Origin of the sequence: Curtobacterium sp. Leaf154 (assembly GCF_001424595.1) — a bacterium.
Lineage (GTDB): Bacteria > Actinomycetota > Actinomycetes > Actinomycetales > Microbacteriaceae > Curtobacterium > Curtobacterium poinsettiae.
The window spans coordinates 192,739-207,692 of record NZ_LMOS01000008.1 but is presented as its reverse complement, the minus strand read 5'-3'; the positions used below and the strand labels follow the sequence as shown (position 1 = coordinate 207,692).

Here is a 14,954-nt window from a genome sequence, read left to right as displayed (position 1 = left end):
TGTGCTCCAGACGTGTCGGACCGGCGGGCCCGGCTCGCGGCGGGCCGTCAGTGACACTGATCCTATGGGACCGGACCGGGCGTGAAGCTGTACGGGGGCTCAGGGACGGGTCAGGAACCGCAGCGGGCGAGCTTGGCGGTGCTCTTGCCGTCGGCGATCGTCTGCAGGTCGGTGACCGCCTGGTCGAGGGTTGCGACGCTGTAGACGTCGAGCCCGTCCGGCACGTGCCCGACGACCTCGTCGCAGTTGTCCGCGGGGGCCAGGAAGACCGTCGCACCCGCGTCGGCCGCCCCGTAGAGCTTCTGGCGGATGCCGCCGATGGGACCGACCTCGCCGTCGGCGGTGATCGTTCCGGTACCCGCGACGTGCTTGCCGCCGTTGAGCTTGCCCGGCGTGATCTCGTCGATAATCCCGAGCGCGAACATCATGCCGGCGGACGGCCCGCCCACGTCCTGCAGCCGGATAGACACCTTGAACGGGAAGTCGTAGCGCTCGGTGACGCCGACGCCGAGCAACGCCGTGCCCTGCTCGCTGCGGGGCGTGACCCGGAGCTCCTTCGTCGCGCCGCCCCGCTCGACGGTGACGGTCGCGGGTCGCGAGGTGCCGTGCTGCGCGACGGCTTCGCGCAGGCTCGTGGCGTCGGCGTTGGTCGTGAGCGACTTGCCGTCGAAGGCCGTGATCACGTCACCCTTCTCGATCGCACCGTCCGCTGCCGAGCCCTCCTGCACGGCGCTGACCTCGAGCTGGGTCGGCAGGTCGTTCCCCTGCTGGATGAGCGCGGCTGCGACGGCCGACTGCTGCGACGCCTGCATGTCCGCGGAGTCACGCTCGTTGACCTGCTCGGTGGTGGTGCCGCTCGGGTAGATCGCCTCGACCGGGATCACCGCCTGCGACCGGGTGAAGATCGCGCGGATGACGCTGGTCCACGACGGGCGGTTCGTCGCGTCGCCCTGGATGCCGACGGTGAGCATGTCGAGGGCACCCGCCGTCGGGTACGTCTCGTGCCCGGAGACCTGGATGAGCTTGACGTCCTTCGCGTCCTTGCCGGTGCCCTGCTGCTGCGTGCCGATGGTGTTGTATACCGGTCCGGGCACCTCGATGAGGTACGGACTGGGCAGCAGGCTCGCCAGCAGGCCCAGCACGACGGCGCCGATCAGGAACGCCCACCCGACCCTCCGGGCACGCGAGCGACGACGGGGCGCGGGGGCGAAGAGGGTCACGCGGGGTCCTTCCAGATGGGCACCCGCGCCTGGCGGCAGGGTGGTCGCCCACGCTTGGCAGCGGGGCTGTTCGCCCTGGGCGCAGCACTTCGGGCGTTCCCACGGGGGCATCCCAGGTGCGGCCCCGTGAGCAGCGATTAGCGTAGTCGGCATGCCTGATGAACCACAGCCGGGGCCGGACGACGACTTCCAGGAGATGCTGCGCAAGCTGCTCTCGGGCGAGGGGCAGATCGACCCGTCGCAGCTCGCCGGTGCCGCCGGTCTGCCGAACGACCCGGCCTCCGTGGCGAACCTGATGAGCCAGCTCCAGCGCGCCGCGCAGTCCGGCGGCGACGGCATCGACTTCTCGGCCACCGCCGAACGTGCAACCGCCATCGCCCGCGACGGCGGCCACGCAGTCGACCCGGCCACCTCGCAGGCGGCCGACCAGGCGTTCCAGGTCGCCGCACTGTGGCTCGACGAGGTGACGACGGTCGCCGAACTGACCGCAGCCCCGAGCCTCTACACGCGTGAGCAGTGGGCGAAGGCCACCACCCCGGTGTGGACGCAGATCGCCGAGCCCGTCGCCTTCAGCATCGCCGACGCCCTGACCGAGGCGATCGACCAGCGTGCGCCCGAGCAGCTCAAGGCGATGCTCGGGGACGTCTCGAAGGCGATGCGCGGCATCGGCGGAGCACTCTTCGCGATCCAGCTCGGCCAGGTCGTCGGGCAGCTCTCGAAGGAGGTCGTGTCCGGCGGCGACGTCGGCGTGCCGCTCCTCGACGAGCAGGTCGCCGCGCTCCTGCCGCAGAACGTCGCCGAGTTCGCCGAGGGCCTCGACGTCTCCGAGGACGAGGTCCGCATCTACCTCGCCGTCCGCGAACTCGCGCACGCCCGGCTCTTCCGGTCGGCACGGTGGCTCCGGCTGCACATCATCTCGTCGATCACGGACTACGCGCGGGGCATCCACATCCCGTTCGACCGCGTCGAGGAGCTCGCGGCCGACATCGACCCGACCAACCAGGAGCAGCTGCGCGACGCACTCGCCTCGGGTGCCCTCATCCCGCCGCGCACTGCCGAGCAGGACGCCGCACTCGCGCGGCTCGAGACGATGCTCGCGCTGGTCGAGGGCTGGGTGGACACGGTGACCGCCGCGGCGACCGTCCGTCTCCCCAAGGCCGGAGCGATCGCGGAGATGGTGCGACGTCGTCGGGCCGCCGGTGGCCCCGCCGAGTCGGCGTTCGCCACGCTGGTCGGCCTGGAGCTGCGTCCGCGCCGTCTGCGCGAGGCCGCGGCGATGTGGCAGCGGGTGACCGACGAGCTCGGTGCCGAACAGCGCGATGCCCTGTGGGCACACTTCGACCTCGTGCCGACCTCGGACGACGTCGACGCGCCCGACGCCCTCGTCGCACGGCTGCGGAACCCGTCGCAGACCGACGAGGACGACGCGTTCGACAAGGCACTCGAAGACCTGCTGAACGACTCGACCGGGGCACGCCCGCACGAGGACGAGTCCGGCCACGTGGCCGACGACCCCGAGGGCGGATCGGGCGACGGTCCAGGGGACCACACGGGCGACCAGCCCCGCTGAGTTCTCCACAGATCCGCTCCGTGACCCCACGCGTGCCGCCCACTCCGGCACCGTGGGGTCATGGGCATCCGCATCGATCCGACACTCGAGTTCGTCTGGCGTGACCCCGCCACGGTCCAGCTCGGGGTCGATCCCCCGCGTGCCGTCGTCGCCGTGCCCACCACCGGGGAAGAGCGGTTCCTCAACGGCCTCCGGCGCGAGACCGGGCACGACGTGCTGTCCGGCCTCGCGGTGGCGTCGGGCTGCTCCCCGGAACGTGCGGCCGGGGTGCTCGGCGCAGCGTCGCCCGCAGTGGTCGAGGTCCTGCCCGAGCCGCTCGAACGCATCGAGGTGCACGGCCCCGGCACGCTCGCCGACACCGTGGCGACGTTCCTCACCGGCGAGGGCGTGACGGTCAGCCGAACCACCGCCCCGGCAGGGGGTCCCATCACACTGCCCGACCCGGAACCCCGGCTCGCGGTGGTGGTGGCCGACCACGTGGTCGACCCGGCGCTCCGTGCCGCGTGGACCCGTCGTGGCGTGCCGCACCTGGCGGTCGTCGTTGGGGACGGCCGGGTCCGCCTCGGGCCGTTCGTCGTGCCGGGAGCCGGACCCTGCCTGCAGTGCGCGGAGTACGCACGTGTCGACGACGACCCGGCCTGGCCGGCCATCGCGGCCCAGGTCTGGGGTCGGCACCCGGCGCCGCTGTCGCCGTGGCGGTCGGCGGCGGTGGCCGCAGCCACGGCACGGATGCTGCTGGAACGGCTCCCGCTCCGGACGCAACGTGCCGAGCCCGACCAGGTCGTCTTCGAGCGGGACGACCTGTCCGTCAGCCGTTCCCCGGTCCGGCCCCATCCGCGATGTGCGTGCCGAGCGCTGCCAGGAACCGACTCGGAGCCCGGGCTCCCCCACGCGTGGACCCCTGTTGCGACCACGTGATCGTGACGGATCGGCGGGCTCGCGTCAGCCCGACGTAGAACAGCCGTCGTTCCTCGTCCACCTCGGTCTCGGTCGACGCGTGCGAGATGGGCAGCAGCCCCTCGGCGGCGCCGGCGATGACCACGTGCGGCCACTCCAGACCCTTCGACGAGTGCAGCGTCGCGAGCGTGACGGCGTCGACCTCGGGTTCGTGGTGCGTCGCCGCGCGATCGACCAGGTCCTGGGTGAACTGCTGCATCGTCGTGCCCGCGGGGGCGTCCTCGGCCAGGCCCATGATGGCCTGCAGCGCCTCCCACTGCTCGCGCACTGCGCCCGTGCCCTCGGGCGGCGTCTCCGTCCAGCCGCTGACCTGCAGCACGAGCCGGACCCGTCGGGTCAGCTCGTCGTCGGTCTGCCGGATCGCCTCACCGCGCATGTGGTGGACGGCGAGCTTGACCTCCGGGCGGTTGAAGAACCGCGTGCCGCCCTGCACCCGGTACGGGATCCCGTTCCGGCCGAGGGCGGACTCGAGCGCGGCGGACTGCGCCCCGACGCGGAAGAGCACGGCGCAGTCCCCGAAGGACGCGCCGGCCCCGACGAGCTCCGCGATCCGGCGGGCGATGGTCTGCGCCTCGTCACCGTCGTGGACGCAGGCCAGCACGACCGGGTCCGGGCCCGGTTCCTGGCTCTGGGCCACCAGGTCGAGCGCCCCGGGCTGACCGCGCATCAGCGTGTTCGCAGCGGACACCACCTCGCGCGTGGAGCGGTAGTTGCGTTCGAGCCGCAGGACCGATCCGCGCGGGAACTCCGACCCGAACCCGAGCAGGTAGTCGCTCGACGCCCCGGCGAACGAGTAGATGGTCTGACTGGCGTCGCCGACGACGCACAGGTCGTCGCGCCCGCCGAGCCAGGCGCGCAGCAGGTCGTGCTGCACCGGCGAGACGTCCTGGTACTCGTCGACGACGAAGAACCGGTACTGCTGCCGCACGTACGACGCCACACGGGGTTCGGACTCGACCATGCCGAGGGTCGCCAGCAGGACGTCCTCGAAGTCGAGCTGCCGCCGGTCGTCCTTCAGCCGCTCGTACGCCTTCATCAGGTCGATGACCCGGCGCGGCGTGGTGTCGCGCGGCATCACCCGGTCAGCGGCGGCGGCCTCGTACTCGTCGAGCGAGAGCATCTGCACCTTGCGCCACTCGACCTCGGCGGCCAGGTCGCGGAGCACCGGGGTGTCGACGTGCATGCCGACCGTGTCGGCGGCGTGCGCGATCATCCGCCCCTTGGACTCGACGATCTTGGGGGCGTGCCCGCCGACGGTGTCCGGCCAGAAGTAGCTGAGCTGCGCCATCGCTGCGGCGTGGAAGGTGCGTGCCTGCACCGTCCCGGCACCGAGCGCGCGCAGTCGCGACCGCAGCTCACCAGCGGCACGGCTCGTGAACGTCAGCGCGAGGACGTGGTTCGGCGCGTAGGTCCCCGTGGCGACCCCGTAGGCGATGCGGTGCGTGATCGCACGCGTCTTGCCCGTCCCTGCACCGGCCAGCACCGCGACCGGTCCGAGCAGGGTCCGGGCGACCGTCCGCTGCTCGGCGTCGAGCGCGGCGAGCAGTTCGTCGGGCGACGGCGGCCGGGGTTCGACAGCCCCTGCGCCGGCTGTGCCGCGCGGACCGGCGACGCTCACGGCAGGTCCAGCGGCCCGCCGTACCACTCCTCGATGATGGCGCGGGCGATCGAGGTGCGTCCGGGCAGCAGCAGGGTGTCCCCGGCGCGCTCGCGGATCTCGTCGCGCGAGAACCACCGCACGTCCAGGATCTCCACACCGTCGGGGCGGGCGGTCGTCGGGTCACCGCCCGCTGCACGCGCACGGAAGCCCACCATCAGCGACGCGGGGAACGGCCACGGCTGCGAGCCGAGGTACTCGGGCTCCTCGACGCGGACGCCGGATTCCTCCCAGACCTCGCGGCGGACGGCGTCCTCGAGCGACTCCCCCGGCTCGACGAACCCGGCGAGGAGCGAGTACCGGTCGGCGTCCCACGCGGCGTTCGAACCGAGCAGGATCCGGTCGTCGGCGTCGACCACCCCGACGATGATCGCCGCGTCGGTTCGTGGGAACAGGTCGTGCCCCTCCGGGTCGCGACGGACCCATCCACCGCTCACGACGGCGGTGGGCGATCCGGTGCGCGGGGAGAAGCCGTGCACTGCGTGCCAGTTGGCCATCGCGACGGCTTCGACCGCCAGTCCCTGGTCGCGCGGCGAGAGCTCGGTGCCGAACATCCGGAGGCTCTGCCAGGCGTCGTCGTCGGGTTCGATGGCGGTTGCCGTCGCGCTGTCGATCAGCGCAGCGACGAAACGGGTCCCCGCCGCGGCGTCCGGGGCGTCCGAGACAGCTCGGCCGAGGTACAGGGTGACGGTCTCGACCGGGATCTGGGCCGCGGTCACGAAGCGCAGGGTCCCGTCCGCGTTCCGGAGCATCTCGGCGCCGCGGACAGGCAGGTACCGGGTGCGCTCGTCCTGGCGCAGGACGCGCTCGAGGTCGTCGGTCGTGCGGAACTCGGCGTCGCGGTCGAGTTCGTTGCGGGAGAGCGGGAGCCGGGCGGCGAACTCGACGGTCACGGCGGGAGAGCTCCTCGGATCGGGTGCGGACGTGCAGGAGACGTGCGGTGGGCGTGCGGGCCGCCGAACAGCGTGGCGTGCAGCCGTGCACGCGTCACGCGCCTACCCTGAGGGGCATGGCGGGATCCCAGTTCACTCTAGCCGCGTTGGCGACGACGGCCGTTCCAGGTCTCCTCGTCACGGGCACGCGCACGCTCGGCTCGGCCGCGGCCGGCGACTACGAGTCGGCGCTCCTCCGCGACGCCGACGGCACCGAGATCGTCATCCGCCGCCCCCGGAACCAGCGCGCCGAGGCCCGCCAGTCGGCCGACCTCGTCGCCATCCGGGCGCTGAGCGCCGGGATCCGGACCCGCCTGCCGTTCGGGGTCGTCGAGTACCGCGGCCAGGCACCGATCGGATCGACGCGCGCCATCGTCACGACACGGTTGAGCGGGACCCACCCGACGCTCGCGTCACTCGTCGAGCGCCCCGACCTCGCCACCAGCGTCGGCCGTGCCGTCGCCGCGATCCACCAGCTGCCGACGAGCTTCGTCTCCGACGCGGGCCTGCCCTCGCTCACGCCGTTCGAGGTGCTCCGGTCCGCCGTCTCGGTGATGGACCGTGCCGTCGCGACCAAGCTCGTCCCCGCCGCGCTCGTCGAGCGTTGGGAGGGCGCCGCACGCGACCAACAGCTCTGGCAGTTCACGCCGACCGTCGTGCACGGCTCGCTCGGCACCGGCGCCCTGCTCGTCGACGGTGACGCGGTCACGGGGATCCTCGACTGGGGCGAGCTGCGGCTCGGCGACCCGGCCAAGGACCTCGCCTGGGTGCTCGCCGGCCGTCGCGACGCGTTCGACACCGTCCTCAGCGCCTACGAAGCGAACGGCGGCGGTTGCGACCGCCAGCTCGCACAGCGTGCACGTGTGCACCACGAGCTCGAGACAGCGCACTGGCTGCTGCACGGCGTCCAGGCGAAGAGCACCGAGGTCGTCGACGACGCCGTCGCGATGATGCACCGCCTGGTCGACGCGGTGCACGCCCCGAGTGCGGAGCCACTGCAGTCCGTGTCGCCGGAGACGATGGAGATCGGCGAGGTGGAGCAGCTGTTGTCCTCCACCGAGCGTCGCCACGGCTGACCCCGGATCGCGCCGCCGCACGTCGGTCACGACTCCCCGCTCGGTTCCGCCGGGCGGTCACAGATCGTCGGCTGCGTCGCGTCCACCCGACGGTCTGTGACCGCTCGCTGCGCCGAAGGCGGTGTGTCGTGACCGGTTCCGGTCGTCGGCTCGCGTCCGGGACGCGACCGTCTGGAGGCCCGGTGCCGGTCCGGCGGACCGGCACCGGGCCTCCAGGGCGGAGCACGACCGGCGGAGCACGACCGGCGGAGCACGACCGGGCGGAGCACGACCGGCACAGCGCGCTGCAGGCGCAGGGCGGCGACACGGCAGGTGCGGTTCTTCCGGCACGTCCCGTCAGGCGCGTCCAGTGGCGGGCGCCGCGCGCGACACGGCAGGCGCGGCAGGTCCGGCGCGGCCCGCGCCGGACGCACCGCGGGCGGTCGCGCGCGCCTTCCGCCCGCCGCGGGACGTCAGCTGCCGATGGCCTCGGACCACGCGCGCTCCAGGCCGGCGCGGTCCAGCAGCTCGGACGGACGGACCTCGAGGTCGTCGGCGACGAAGTAGAACACCGCGTCGACCTGGTCGAGCGGCCGTCCGGTGAACTCGGCGTACGCGACGCGGTACAACGCGAGCTGCAAGGTGCGACGAGCCAGGTCGTCTGCCCCCGAGGGAGCCTTGCCCGTCTTCCAGTCGACGACCTCGGCACGCCCGTCGATCTCGTAGACGGCGTCGAGCTTGCACACGACGCTGTGCCCGAGGAACGGGATGTGGATCTCGCGTTCGACCTCGATCGGTGTCAGCCCGGCCCACCGTGAGCGGGCGAACGTCGCCTGGAAGTCCGCGAGTCGGCGGGCGTCGTCGTCGGTGACCACGGCGTCCGGCGATGCGTCGACGAGGTCGTCGGCGTCGAGGTCGAGCTCGCCGTCCCAGACGTCGAGGGTCTCGAGCCCGCCACCGCTCCGCGCCCGCTGCTCCACCCACTGGTGGAAGAGCGTGCCGAGACGGGTGGCACGGTACGGTCGCTCGGGCATCGGCCGGCGGAGCCGCTCGGCCACGGAGTCGGGTTCGGTCAGGTAGTCCTTGAAGCCCGACGCCGGGACGCGGTGCGGGACGGCGACCGCGTGCTTCGCGTTCCGGGTGGCGTGCCGTTCGGCGAGCAGCAGGTCGATGTCGGCGGCGAAGCGCCCGGCGGCTCCGGGGTTCGCGTTCCGCACCCGCTCGGCCGCAGCCAGGACCCGCGGCGCCCGCTGCCCGAACGGCACGTGCGGCCAGGTCTGGGTCGCGCCGCTCTCCCCCATCGGGTTCTCGTCGTGCACCGTCGTCTCCGGGATCGCCGCGCCGTCGATGACGTCGGCGTCCACCAGGTCGCGCAGGTAGCGGCTCGGTTCGGTGGGTCGGACCCCGCCGGCCCAGAACGAGCCGGACACCAGCAGGTCGTGCTTGGCGCGGGTCAGGGCGACGTAGGTGAGCCGGCGTTCCTCGTCCTCGTTGCGGGCCTTCACCTGTTCCTTGAAGGCGTCGATCGCCGTGGTGACGTCCTTCTGGGTCTCCTGTCCGCGCCAGGCGAGCCGGGGCAGCTCCGCGGCGTCCCCGCGGAACTCGTACGGCAAACGGCCGAACCCGAGCCAGCCGGACGAGCCCTCCTGCGGACGCGCGGGCAGACCGCCCTCCACCATCCGGGGCACCGCGACGGCGTCCCACTCGAGCCCCTTGGACCCGTGGATCGTCAGGATCTGCACGGTGCCGGCCTCGGGCTCCTCGGAACGCGGGCCCATGTCGTCACGCCGGGCTGCGGCGTCGATCCAGCCGAGGAACGAGCCGAGGTCGGCGCGGTCGTCGGTCGACACGAAGCCGGCGAGCTCGTCGATGAAGGCGTCGAGGTACGCGCCGCTGCCCTGTTCGTGCGCGGCGACCTCGATGTCGAGTCGCATCTCCTGCACGACGAGCGTCACGAAGTCGACCAGGTCACTCCCCGCGCGTGAGCGGAGCATCGAGAGCTGCCCGCCGAGCGCGCGCATCCGGCTGCGACCGGCGGCGGTGATGCCCTCGAGCGCACCGTGCTCGTCGGGCGCGGTCGCGACGAAGTCGAGCGCGTCGACGATCGACCCGTGCTCCCCTGCGGCGACCGAGGCCCGGAACGCCGCGGTCAGGTCGTCGTCGAGACGCTGCTGGGTGTGGTCGCGCTGGAACAGCCACCGGGCGAGCTGGTGCAGGGCGACGATGTCCGCCGCGCCGACCCGCCACCGCGAGCCCGCGAGCAGCCGGATCAGGTCGTTGCCGGCCGCCGGGTCGTGCAGCACGCGCAGGCATGCCACCAGGTCGACGATCTCCGGGCGCTGGAGCAGCCCTCCGGTCCCGAGCACGTGGTAGGGCACCCCACGTGCTCCGAGCGCCGCCGTGAACGCCGCGAGGTCCTTCCGGGCCCGCAGCAGCAGCGCCATCGAGCCCGCCGGGGCCCGCCGGCGGTGGTCCTGGAACCACGCCGCGACCTCGTCGGCCTCTTCCGGCAGGGTCTCGGGGAACACCACACGCACCGTACCCGCGTCGGCGCCCGGTCGCGGCGAGAGCCGTTCGACGTCGACCTCGGACGCCTCGGACAGCGGCGCCACGATCGCGTTCGCCCCCGCGAGCACGTCGACCGGGTTCCGCCAGCTCGTCGACAGCGCGAAGGTCACCGGCTCGGCCACGCCGGGTTCGTCGCCCCCGAAGTCGTGCGGGAACCGGGCGAGGTTCGCCGCACTCGCCCCACGGAACCCGTAGATCGACTGGTGTGGGTCGCCGACCGCCATCACCGAGTGCCCGCGGAACAGCCGGGCGAGGAACCGGGTCTGCACCACCGAGGTGTCCTGGTACTCGTCGAGGAGCACCACGCCGTACCGACTCCGCAGGTCGTCGACGACGCGCGGTGCCGACTCGGCCGCAGCGAGCGCCAGGGCGATCTGGTCGGAGAACTCCACGAACCCGCGGTCGACCTTCTGTCGACGGAACTCGGCGACCAGGTCGGCCAGGGGTTCGAGGGCGCCGATGGCAGCGACCGCGTCGGTGATCGCCTTGTACGGCTTGCCCCGGTTGCCGGGGAGTTCGAGCAGCTCGGAGAACTCGATGGCGAACCGGCGCAGGTCTTCTGGTTCGACGAGGTGTTCGGAGGTGGCGCCGGCGAGCGCGACCACGGCGGCGGTCAGCGTGTCGACGTCGCGGTCGAGTCCGGCGAGCCGGTCGTCGCGGGCGGCCACCACGACCCGACGGGCGAGCTGCCAGGCCGAGGGTTCGGTCAGCACCTGGGACTCGCCGTCACGGCCGACGAGCAGGGCGTTCTCGCGGAAGACCGCGTTCGCGAAGGCGTTGTACGTCGAGACGGTGGGCGCTTCGAAGGCATCCCCCGGGGTGATCAGCCCGACGTCCTCGAGCGCGCGGATGCGGTCGTTGATGCGGACCGACAGTTCGCCGGCGGCCTTGCGGGTGAAGGTCAGGCCGAGGACCTCGTCGGGGCGGACGAGCCCGTTGGCCAGCAGCCAGACCACGCGCGAGGCCATCGTCTCGGTCTTCCCGCTGCCCGCTCCGGCGACGACCAGCGCAGGCACGAGCGGCGACTCGATGACGGCGCGCTGCTGGGTGGTGGGACGGGGGCGGCCCAGCGCGTCGGCGATGGCGTCGGCACCGTGCCGGATGACGGGCGGCGCAGCAGCAGCAGCCGAGTCGGTCGTCTCGGTCGTCTCGGTCGGGTCGCTCACCAGGTCACCTCCGCCACCACGTGGATCCGGCACTCGACCCCGGTCCGGGCCTTCTCGCAGTGGTCGTCCACGTTCGCCACGAACGTCCGGCCAGCCATGCCCCGCGCCACACCGTGCAGGCGCTCGCGGTACGCCTCGCGCGCCTCGGCGTCGAACGCGTGCTGCGTCCGCTCCGAGAAGGCGTGGCCACCGCGGGGGTTCTGGACGAAGACCAGCCGTGCATCGGTCATCGGGGAGCCGGCGGGTACACCGTCGACCGCGCCGTCCTCGACCGCGAGTTGGTAGGCACCGAGCTGCGGGTGTTCCGGCATGTCGTTCTTCTCGCTGGGCATCGAGCGGCCGGTCTTCAGGTCGACGACGCTGACCCGGCCATCGGGGTCGACCTCGATGCGGTCGATGCTCCCCCGGATGCGTGCAGGACCGGTCACCAGCGCGAACGAGGTCTCGGCGCCGAGCAACTGGCGCCCGGCGCTGGCGAAGGTGCGGAGGTAGTCGCTCAGTCCCTCGATCATCCGCCGCGTCCGCGCGCGCTCGCGGTCGGCGACCCAGGGCGACTCGAACGTGAGCTCGTCCCACCGTGACTCGACCCGCTCCCACAGCGACTCGACGTCGATCTCGGTGGCGTGCTCCATCGCTTCGTGCACGATGGTGCCGATGCCCATCGCCGGGCTCGGGGCACCGCCACCGAAGGTCTGCGCGAACCAGTGCACCGGGCACTCCTCGAAGGTGCCGATCCGTGACGGCGACACCGACACGGCCGGCGCGACGGGCTCCCCGCCCTCGACCTCGGGCACGGGCTCGGCGTCGAGGTCGACCAGGGGTTCGTCGGTGGTCGGCTCGGCGAGTCCGTACCACTCGTCCGGAGCCGCCCCGGGTACCTCTGCCTCGGCCAGGCGGGCCAACGCGGACGCGGCCTCGTGGTCGCCGGAGCCCACCACCCGTCGGCGCAGCGACCCGGCGAGCCCGCGCAGGGACAGCGGGTGCACGGTCGGTTGGCGGTCCGGCGGGACCGGGACGAGTCGGACGAAGGGCGACGGCGACTCGTCGTCGTTCGCGACGGTGCCGATGACGACCTGCGTGGTCGCGCGGGACACCGCCCGGGCGAAGAGTCGGAGTTCGTCGGCGACGACGGCGGCGCGGTCGTCGATGGGCGAACGCTCGACACCGGCGGCCGCGCGCACCAGGCCGTCCGGGTCGAGCAGGCTGCCGCGCACCCGGGTGTTCGGCCAGACACCGTCCTGCAGGCCGAGCACCACGACCACGTCGCACTCGAGTCCGATCGTCGCCGAGGGGGTCAGCACCCGCACACGGCCGGCGGTCCGGTCGGGGCCGATCGAGTCCTCGGGCAGGTCGGCACCGAGCAGGTCGTCGACGAAGACCCGCGCGGGGGCGTCCGGCGTGCGCTCGACGAAGCGCTTGGCGGCGGTGAACAGGCCGACGACGGCGTCCAGGTGGCGGTCGGCCTCCCCCGCACCCACTCCACCGGCGGCGGACTGGGCACCCCACGACTTCGCGAGGCCACTGCGTTCCCAGAGCCCCCAGAGGACCTCCTCGATGCTCGACCCCGCATCGGCGTCGGCACGCGCCTGTACCAGGCTCCGGGCAAGTCGGGTCGCACGCCGCGCGAACCCGGCGTCGACCGTCGCCAGTCGCTCCGGTGCGCCCAGCGCCTCGACCAGCAGTTCGTCGGCGGTGCGGCTGCCGTCGCCCGCGAGCTCCTCGCGCCGCAGTGCGAGCCGGAGTCTGCGCATCGCCAGGGTGTCGAGGCCGCCGAGGGGACCCGTGGCGAACGCGGTGGCCAGGGCGGCGTCGAGCGGCAGGACGTCGAGCGCCACCGCAGCCGCGTCGAGCAACGCCCGCGCCGCGGAGTCGTCGCGCGGACGGACGGGCGCCGCGCCGGCGGTCGCCGGGACCTCGGCCACGGAGAGCGCCCGAACGAGTTCCGGGATGGCAGCGCCGCTCCGGGTGACCACGGCCATCCGGTGCCACGGCACGCCGTCCAGCAGGCGGTGTTCGCGGAGTCGACGAGCGATCGCGACCACGAGGGCGGACCGGCTGGCAGCCTCGAGGTGGACGACGGCGTCGGACCGCGCGTCCTGGTGGCTCGCCGCGGCGCTTCTCTGTCGTCCGGCCGCCGCGGTGCCGATGCGGCCCGTGATGCCGGAGACCAGGGCGCGGATCGGCGCCGGGTGCCGGTGCACGGCGCCGAGGAACAGCTCGTCGACGCGGTCCACCCCGAGTCGCACGGCGAGCCGTCCGAGCACGTCCGGTTCGGCGCCGCGGAACGCCGAGGCAGCGATGTCCGGGTCGCCGAACGCGACGATCTGCACCCCGGAACGCGCGAGGGCTCCGAGCAGGGCGATCTCGCCCTCCACCAGTTCTTGCGTGTCGTCGACGACGACCAGCCGCAGGGCGGCGATGCTCGCGGGGAGCTCGTGCCGCAGCACCGCGGCGGTGGCGTACGCCACGAGCTCGCCGGAGTCGAGTCCGGTCGGCCGGAACGCGGTGACCGAGGCGCGGTAGTCGTCGACGAAGTCACCCACGGCGTGCCACTCGGGTCGACCGAGCTCGTCGCCGAGTTCGCGCATGTCGTCGGGCTCGACACCAGCGGCGACAGCGCGCATCATCACGTCGCGGAGTGCGGTGCGGAACCCGGCGCGTTCACGGACGACCGCGGTGATCGGGTCGGGCCAGGCCGGACCGGCTGCGTCGAGTTCGTGCCCGGCGAGCAGGTCGGCGATGATCCGGTCCTGCTCGCCACCGGTCAGCAGCGTCGGGGGTTCCTGCCCCTGCACCGCCGCCGCGTGCGTGACGATCTGGAACGCCAGGGAGTTCACGGTGCGTGCGAGGGCCCCGGGAACGACCCGGTCGACCGTCCGCGCCAGTCGGTCGCGCAGCGCCGTCGCCGCTGTGCGTGCAGAGGTCAGTGCCAGGACCGTCGCGTGCCCGTCCGGGGTGATCGCATCGGGGCGGTTCAGGCGGTCGGCGACCAGGCGAGCGAGCGTGGTCGTCTTGCCGCTGCCCGGGGCGCCGATCACCGCACCGTGGCGGCCGTCCGGCAAGGCGAGCACCGCAGCCTGTGAGGGGTCGTCGACCAGTGCGCGCGCGAACCCGGTGTCTTCGGGAGCGGGCATCAGCGTGGTCTGCGGCACGCTCGTACGGTACCGAGGACCGCCGACAGCACCGCCCCGGACGCGCGGGGCACCGGTCGTCCGACCGCCCGAGTGCGCCCGCGGCGAACGGCCGATGCCGCACGGGACCGCTCGGATACGCTGTGCTCGTGGACATCAAGATCGGCATCATCAACAGCCCGCGCGAGATCGCGTTCGAGACCGCCCAGACCGCGGACGAGGTCGAGAAGGCCGTGTCCGAGGCGCTCACCGCGAAGTCGACGCACCTGTCGCTGCAGGACGACAAGGGCCGTCGCTTCATCGTCCCCGTCTCGGCCCTGGCGTACGTCGAGGTCGGCGCGGAAGAGGCACGGCGCATCGGCTTCGTCGCCTGACGACGTGGAACTGCTCTTCGCCGTCCTCGGCGGCATCATCATCGGCGCGGTCGCGCACGTGATCCTGCCGTGGCGGTCGAACCGCGGCGTGCTCGTCGGACCTGCTGCCGGCGGCATCGCCGCAGCCGTCCTGTGGGAAGCGCTGACCTGGGCCGGGTGGCGGTACGACGGCACCTGGATCTGGGTCGTGGCCCTCGTGGGTTCCGGCGTGGTCTCGGTCATGGTCGAGTGGCTCCTCGGCACCCGGCGCGACAAGGGCGACGCCGCGTACTACGAGCAGCTCAAGACGCGCGGCGCCTGACACTCGGGCAAGCCCGACACCCG

10 protein-coding genes are annotated in these 14,954 nt (G+C 73.0%); 5 read left to right on the top strand and 5 right to left on the bottom strand.

What is annotated here, in order from left to right; all coding sequences use genetic code 11:
- Positions 1-110 precede the first annotated feature (110 nt).
- The gene (locus ASF75_RS16045; RefSeq protein ID WP_042539187.1) at positions 111-1,220 is read right to left on the bottom strand and encodes a PDZ domain-containing protein; all 1,110 of its coding nucleotides are present in this window, start codon (positions 1,218-1,220) and stop codon (positions 111-113) included.
- Between the two features lie 151 nt (positions 1,221-1,371).
- On the opposite strand from ASF75_RS16045, the gene ASF75_RS16040 reads away from it, so the two are divergent.
- Both ASF75_RS16040 and ASF75_RS16035 read left to right on the top strand, forming a co-directional pair.
- On the top strand, positions 1,372-2,790 hold the full coding sequence (locus ASF75_RS16040; RefSeq protein WP_031259664.1) for a zinc-dependent metalloprotease: 1,419 nt from the start codon (positions 1,372-1,374) through the stop codon (positions 2,788-2,790).
- Between the two features lie 60 nt (positions 2,791-2,850).
- A complete protein-coding gene (locus ASF75_RS16035) occupies positions 2,851-3,708 on the top strand; it encodes a TOMM precursor leader peptide-binding protein (protein WP_056072986.1) in 858 nt (285 codons plus the stop codon).
- Here ASF75_RS16035 and ASF75_RS16030 read toward each other — a convergent pair.
- Entirely contained in the window at positions 3,599-5,365 is a 1,767-nt protein-coding gene (locus ASF75_RS16030; RefSeq protein WP_082509797.1) for an ATP-dependent helicase, read from the bottom strand. The genes ASF75_RS16035 and ASF75_RS16030 overlap by 110 nt on opposite strands.
- Entirely contained in the window at positions 5,362-6,297 is a 936-nt protein-coding gene (gene nudC / locus ASF75_RS16025; protein WP_056072983.1) for an NAD(+) diphosphatase, read from the bottom strand. The genes ASF75_RS16030 and nudC overlap by 4 nt, the downstream gene beginning before the upstream one ends.
- A gap of 116 nt (positions 6,298-6,413) precedes the next feature.
- Here nudC and ASF75_RS16020 point away from each other — a divergent pair, with 116 nt between their 5' ends.
- Positions 6,414-7,412 (top strand): phosphotransferase, encoded by a 999-nt coding sequence (locus tag ASF75_RS16020; protein WP_056072980.1) that lies wholly within the window; start codon positions 6,414-6,416, stop codon positions 7,410-7,412.
- Between the two features lie 452 nt (positions 7,413-7,864).
- Here ASF75_RS16020 and ASF75_RS16015 read toward each other — a convergent pair whose 3' ends face one another.
- Together ASF75_RS16015 and ASF75_RS16010 are read right to left on the bottom strand one after the other, a co-directional pair.
- Positions 7,865-11,125 (bottom strand): ATP-dependent DNA helicase, encoded by a 3,261-nt coding sequence (locus ASF75_RS16015; protein ID WP_056072976.1) that lies wholly within the window; start codon positions 11,123-11,125, stop codon positions 7,865-7,867.
- Positions 11,122-14,277, bottom strand: a complete 3,156-nt coding sequence (locus ASF75_RS16010; RefSeq protein ID WP_056072973.1) for a UrvD/REP family ATP-dependent DNA helicase — start codon at positions 14,275-14,277, stop codon at positions 11,122-11,124. The genes ASF75_RS16015 and ASF75_RS16010 overlap by 4 nt, the downstream gene beginning before the upstream one ends.
- A gap of 128 nt (positions 14,278-14,405) precedes the next feature.
- On the opposite strand from ASF75_RS16010, the gene ASF75_RS16005 reads away from it, so the two are divergent.
- Both ASF75_RS16005 and ASF75_RS16000 read left to right on the top strand, forming a co-directional pair.
- A complete protein-coding gene (locus tag ASF75_RS16005) occupies positions 14,406-14,630 on the top strand; it encodes a DUF3107 domain-containing protein (RefSeq protein ID WP_031259670.1) in 225 nt (74 codons plus the stop codon).
- Between the two features lie 4 nt (positions 14,631-14,634).
- On the top strand, positions 14,635-14,931 hold the full coding sequence (locus ASF75_RS16000; protein ID WP_056072970.1) for a hypothetical protein: 297 nt from the start codon (positions 14,635-14,637) through the stop codon (positions 14,929-14,931).
- Positions 14,932-14,954: the final 23 nt, after the last annotated feature.

What these genes read in the sequence shown, in the direction of transcription:
- ASF75_RS16020 (WP_056072980.1), top strand. Translation starts at nt 6,414, where the DNA reads ATGGCGGGATCCCAGTTCACTCTAGCCGCGTTGGCGACGACGGCCGTT.
- ASF75_RS16035 (WP_056072986.1), top strand. Translation starts at nt 2,851, where the DNA reads ATGGGCATCCGCATCGATCCGACACTCGAGTTCGTCTGGCGTGACCCC.
- ASF75_RS16040 (WP_031259664.1), top strand. Translation starts at nt 1,372, where the DNA reads ATGCCTGATGAACCACAGCCGGGGCCGGACGACGACTTCCAGGAGATG.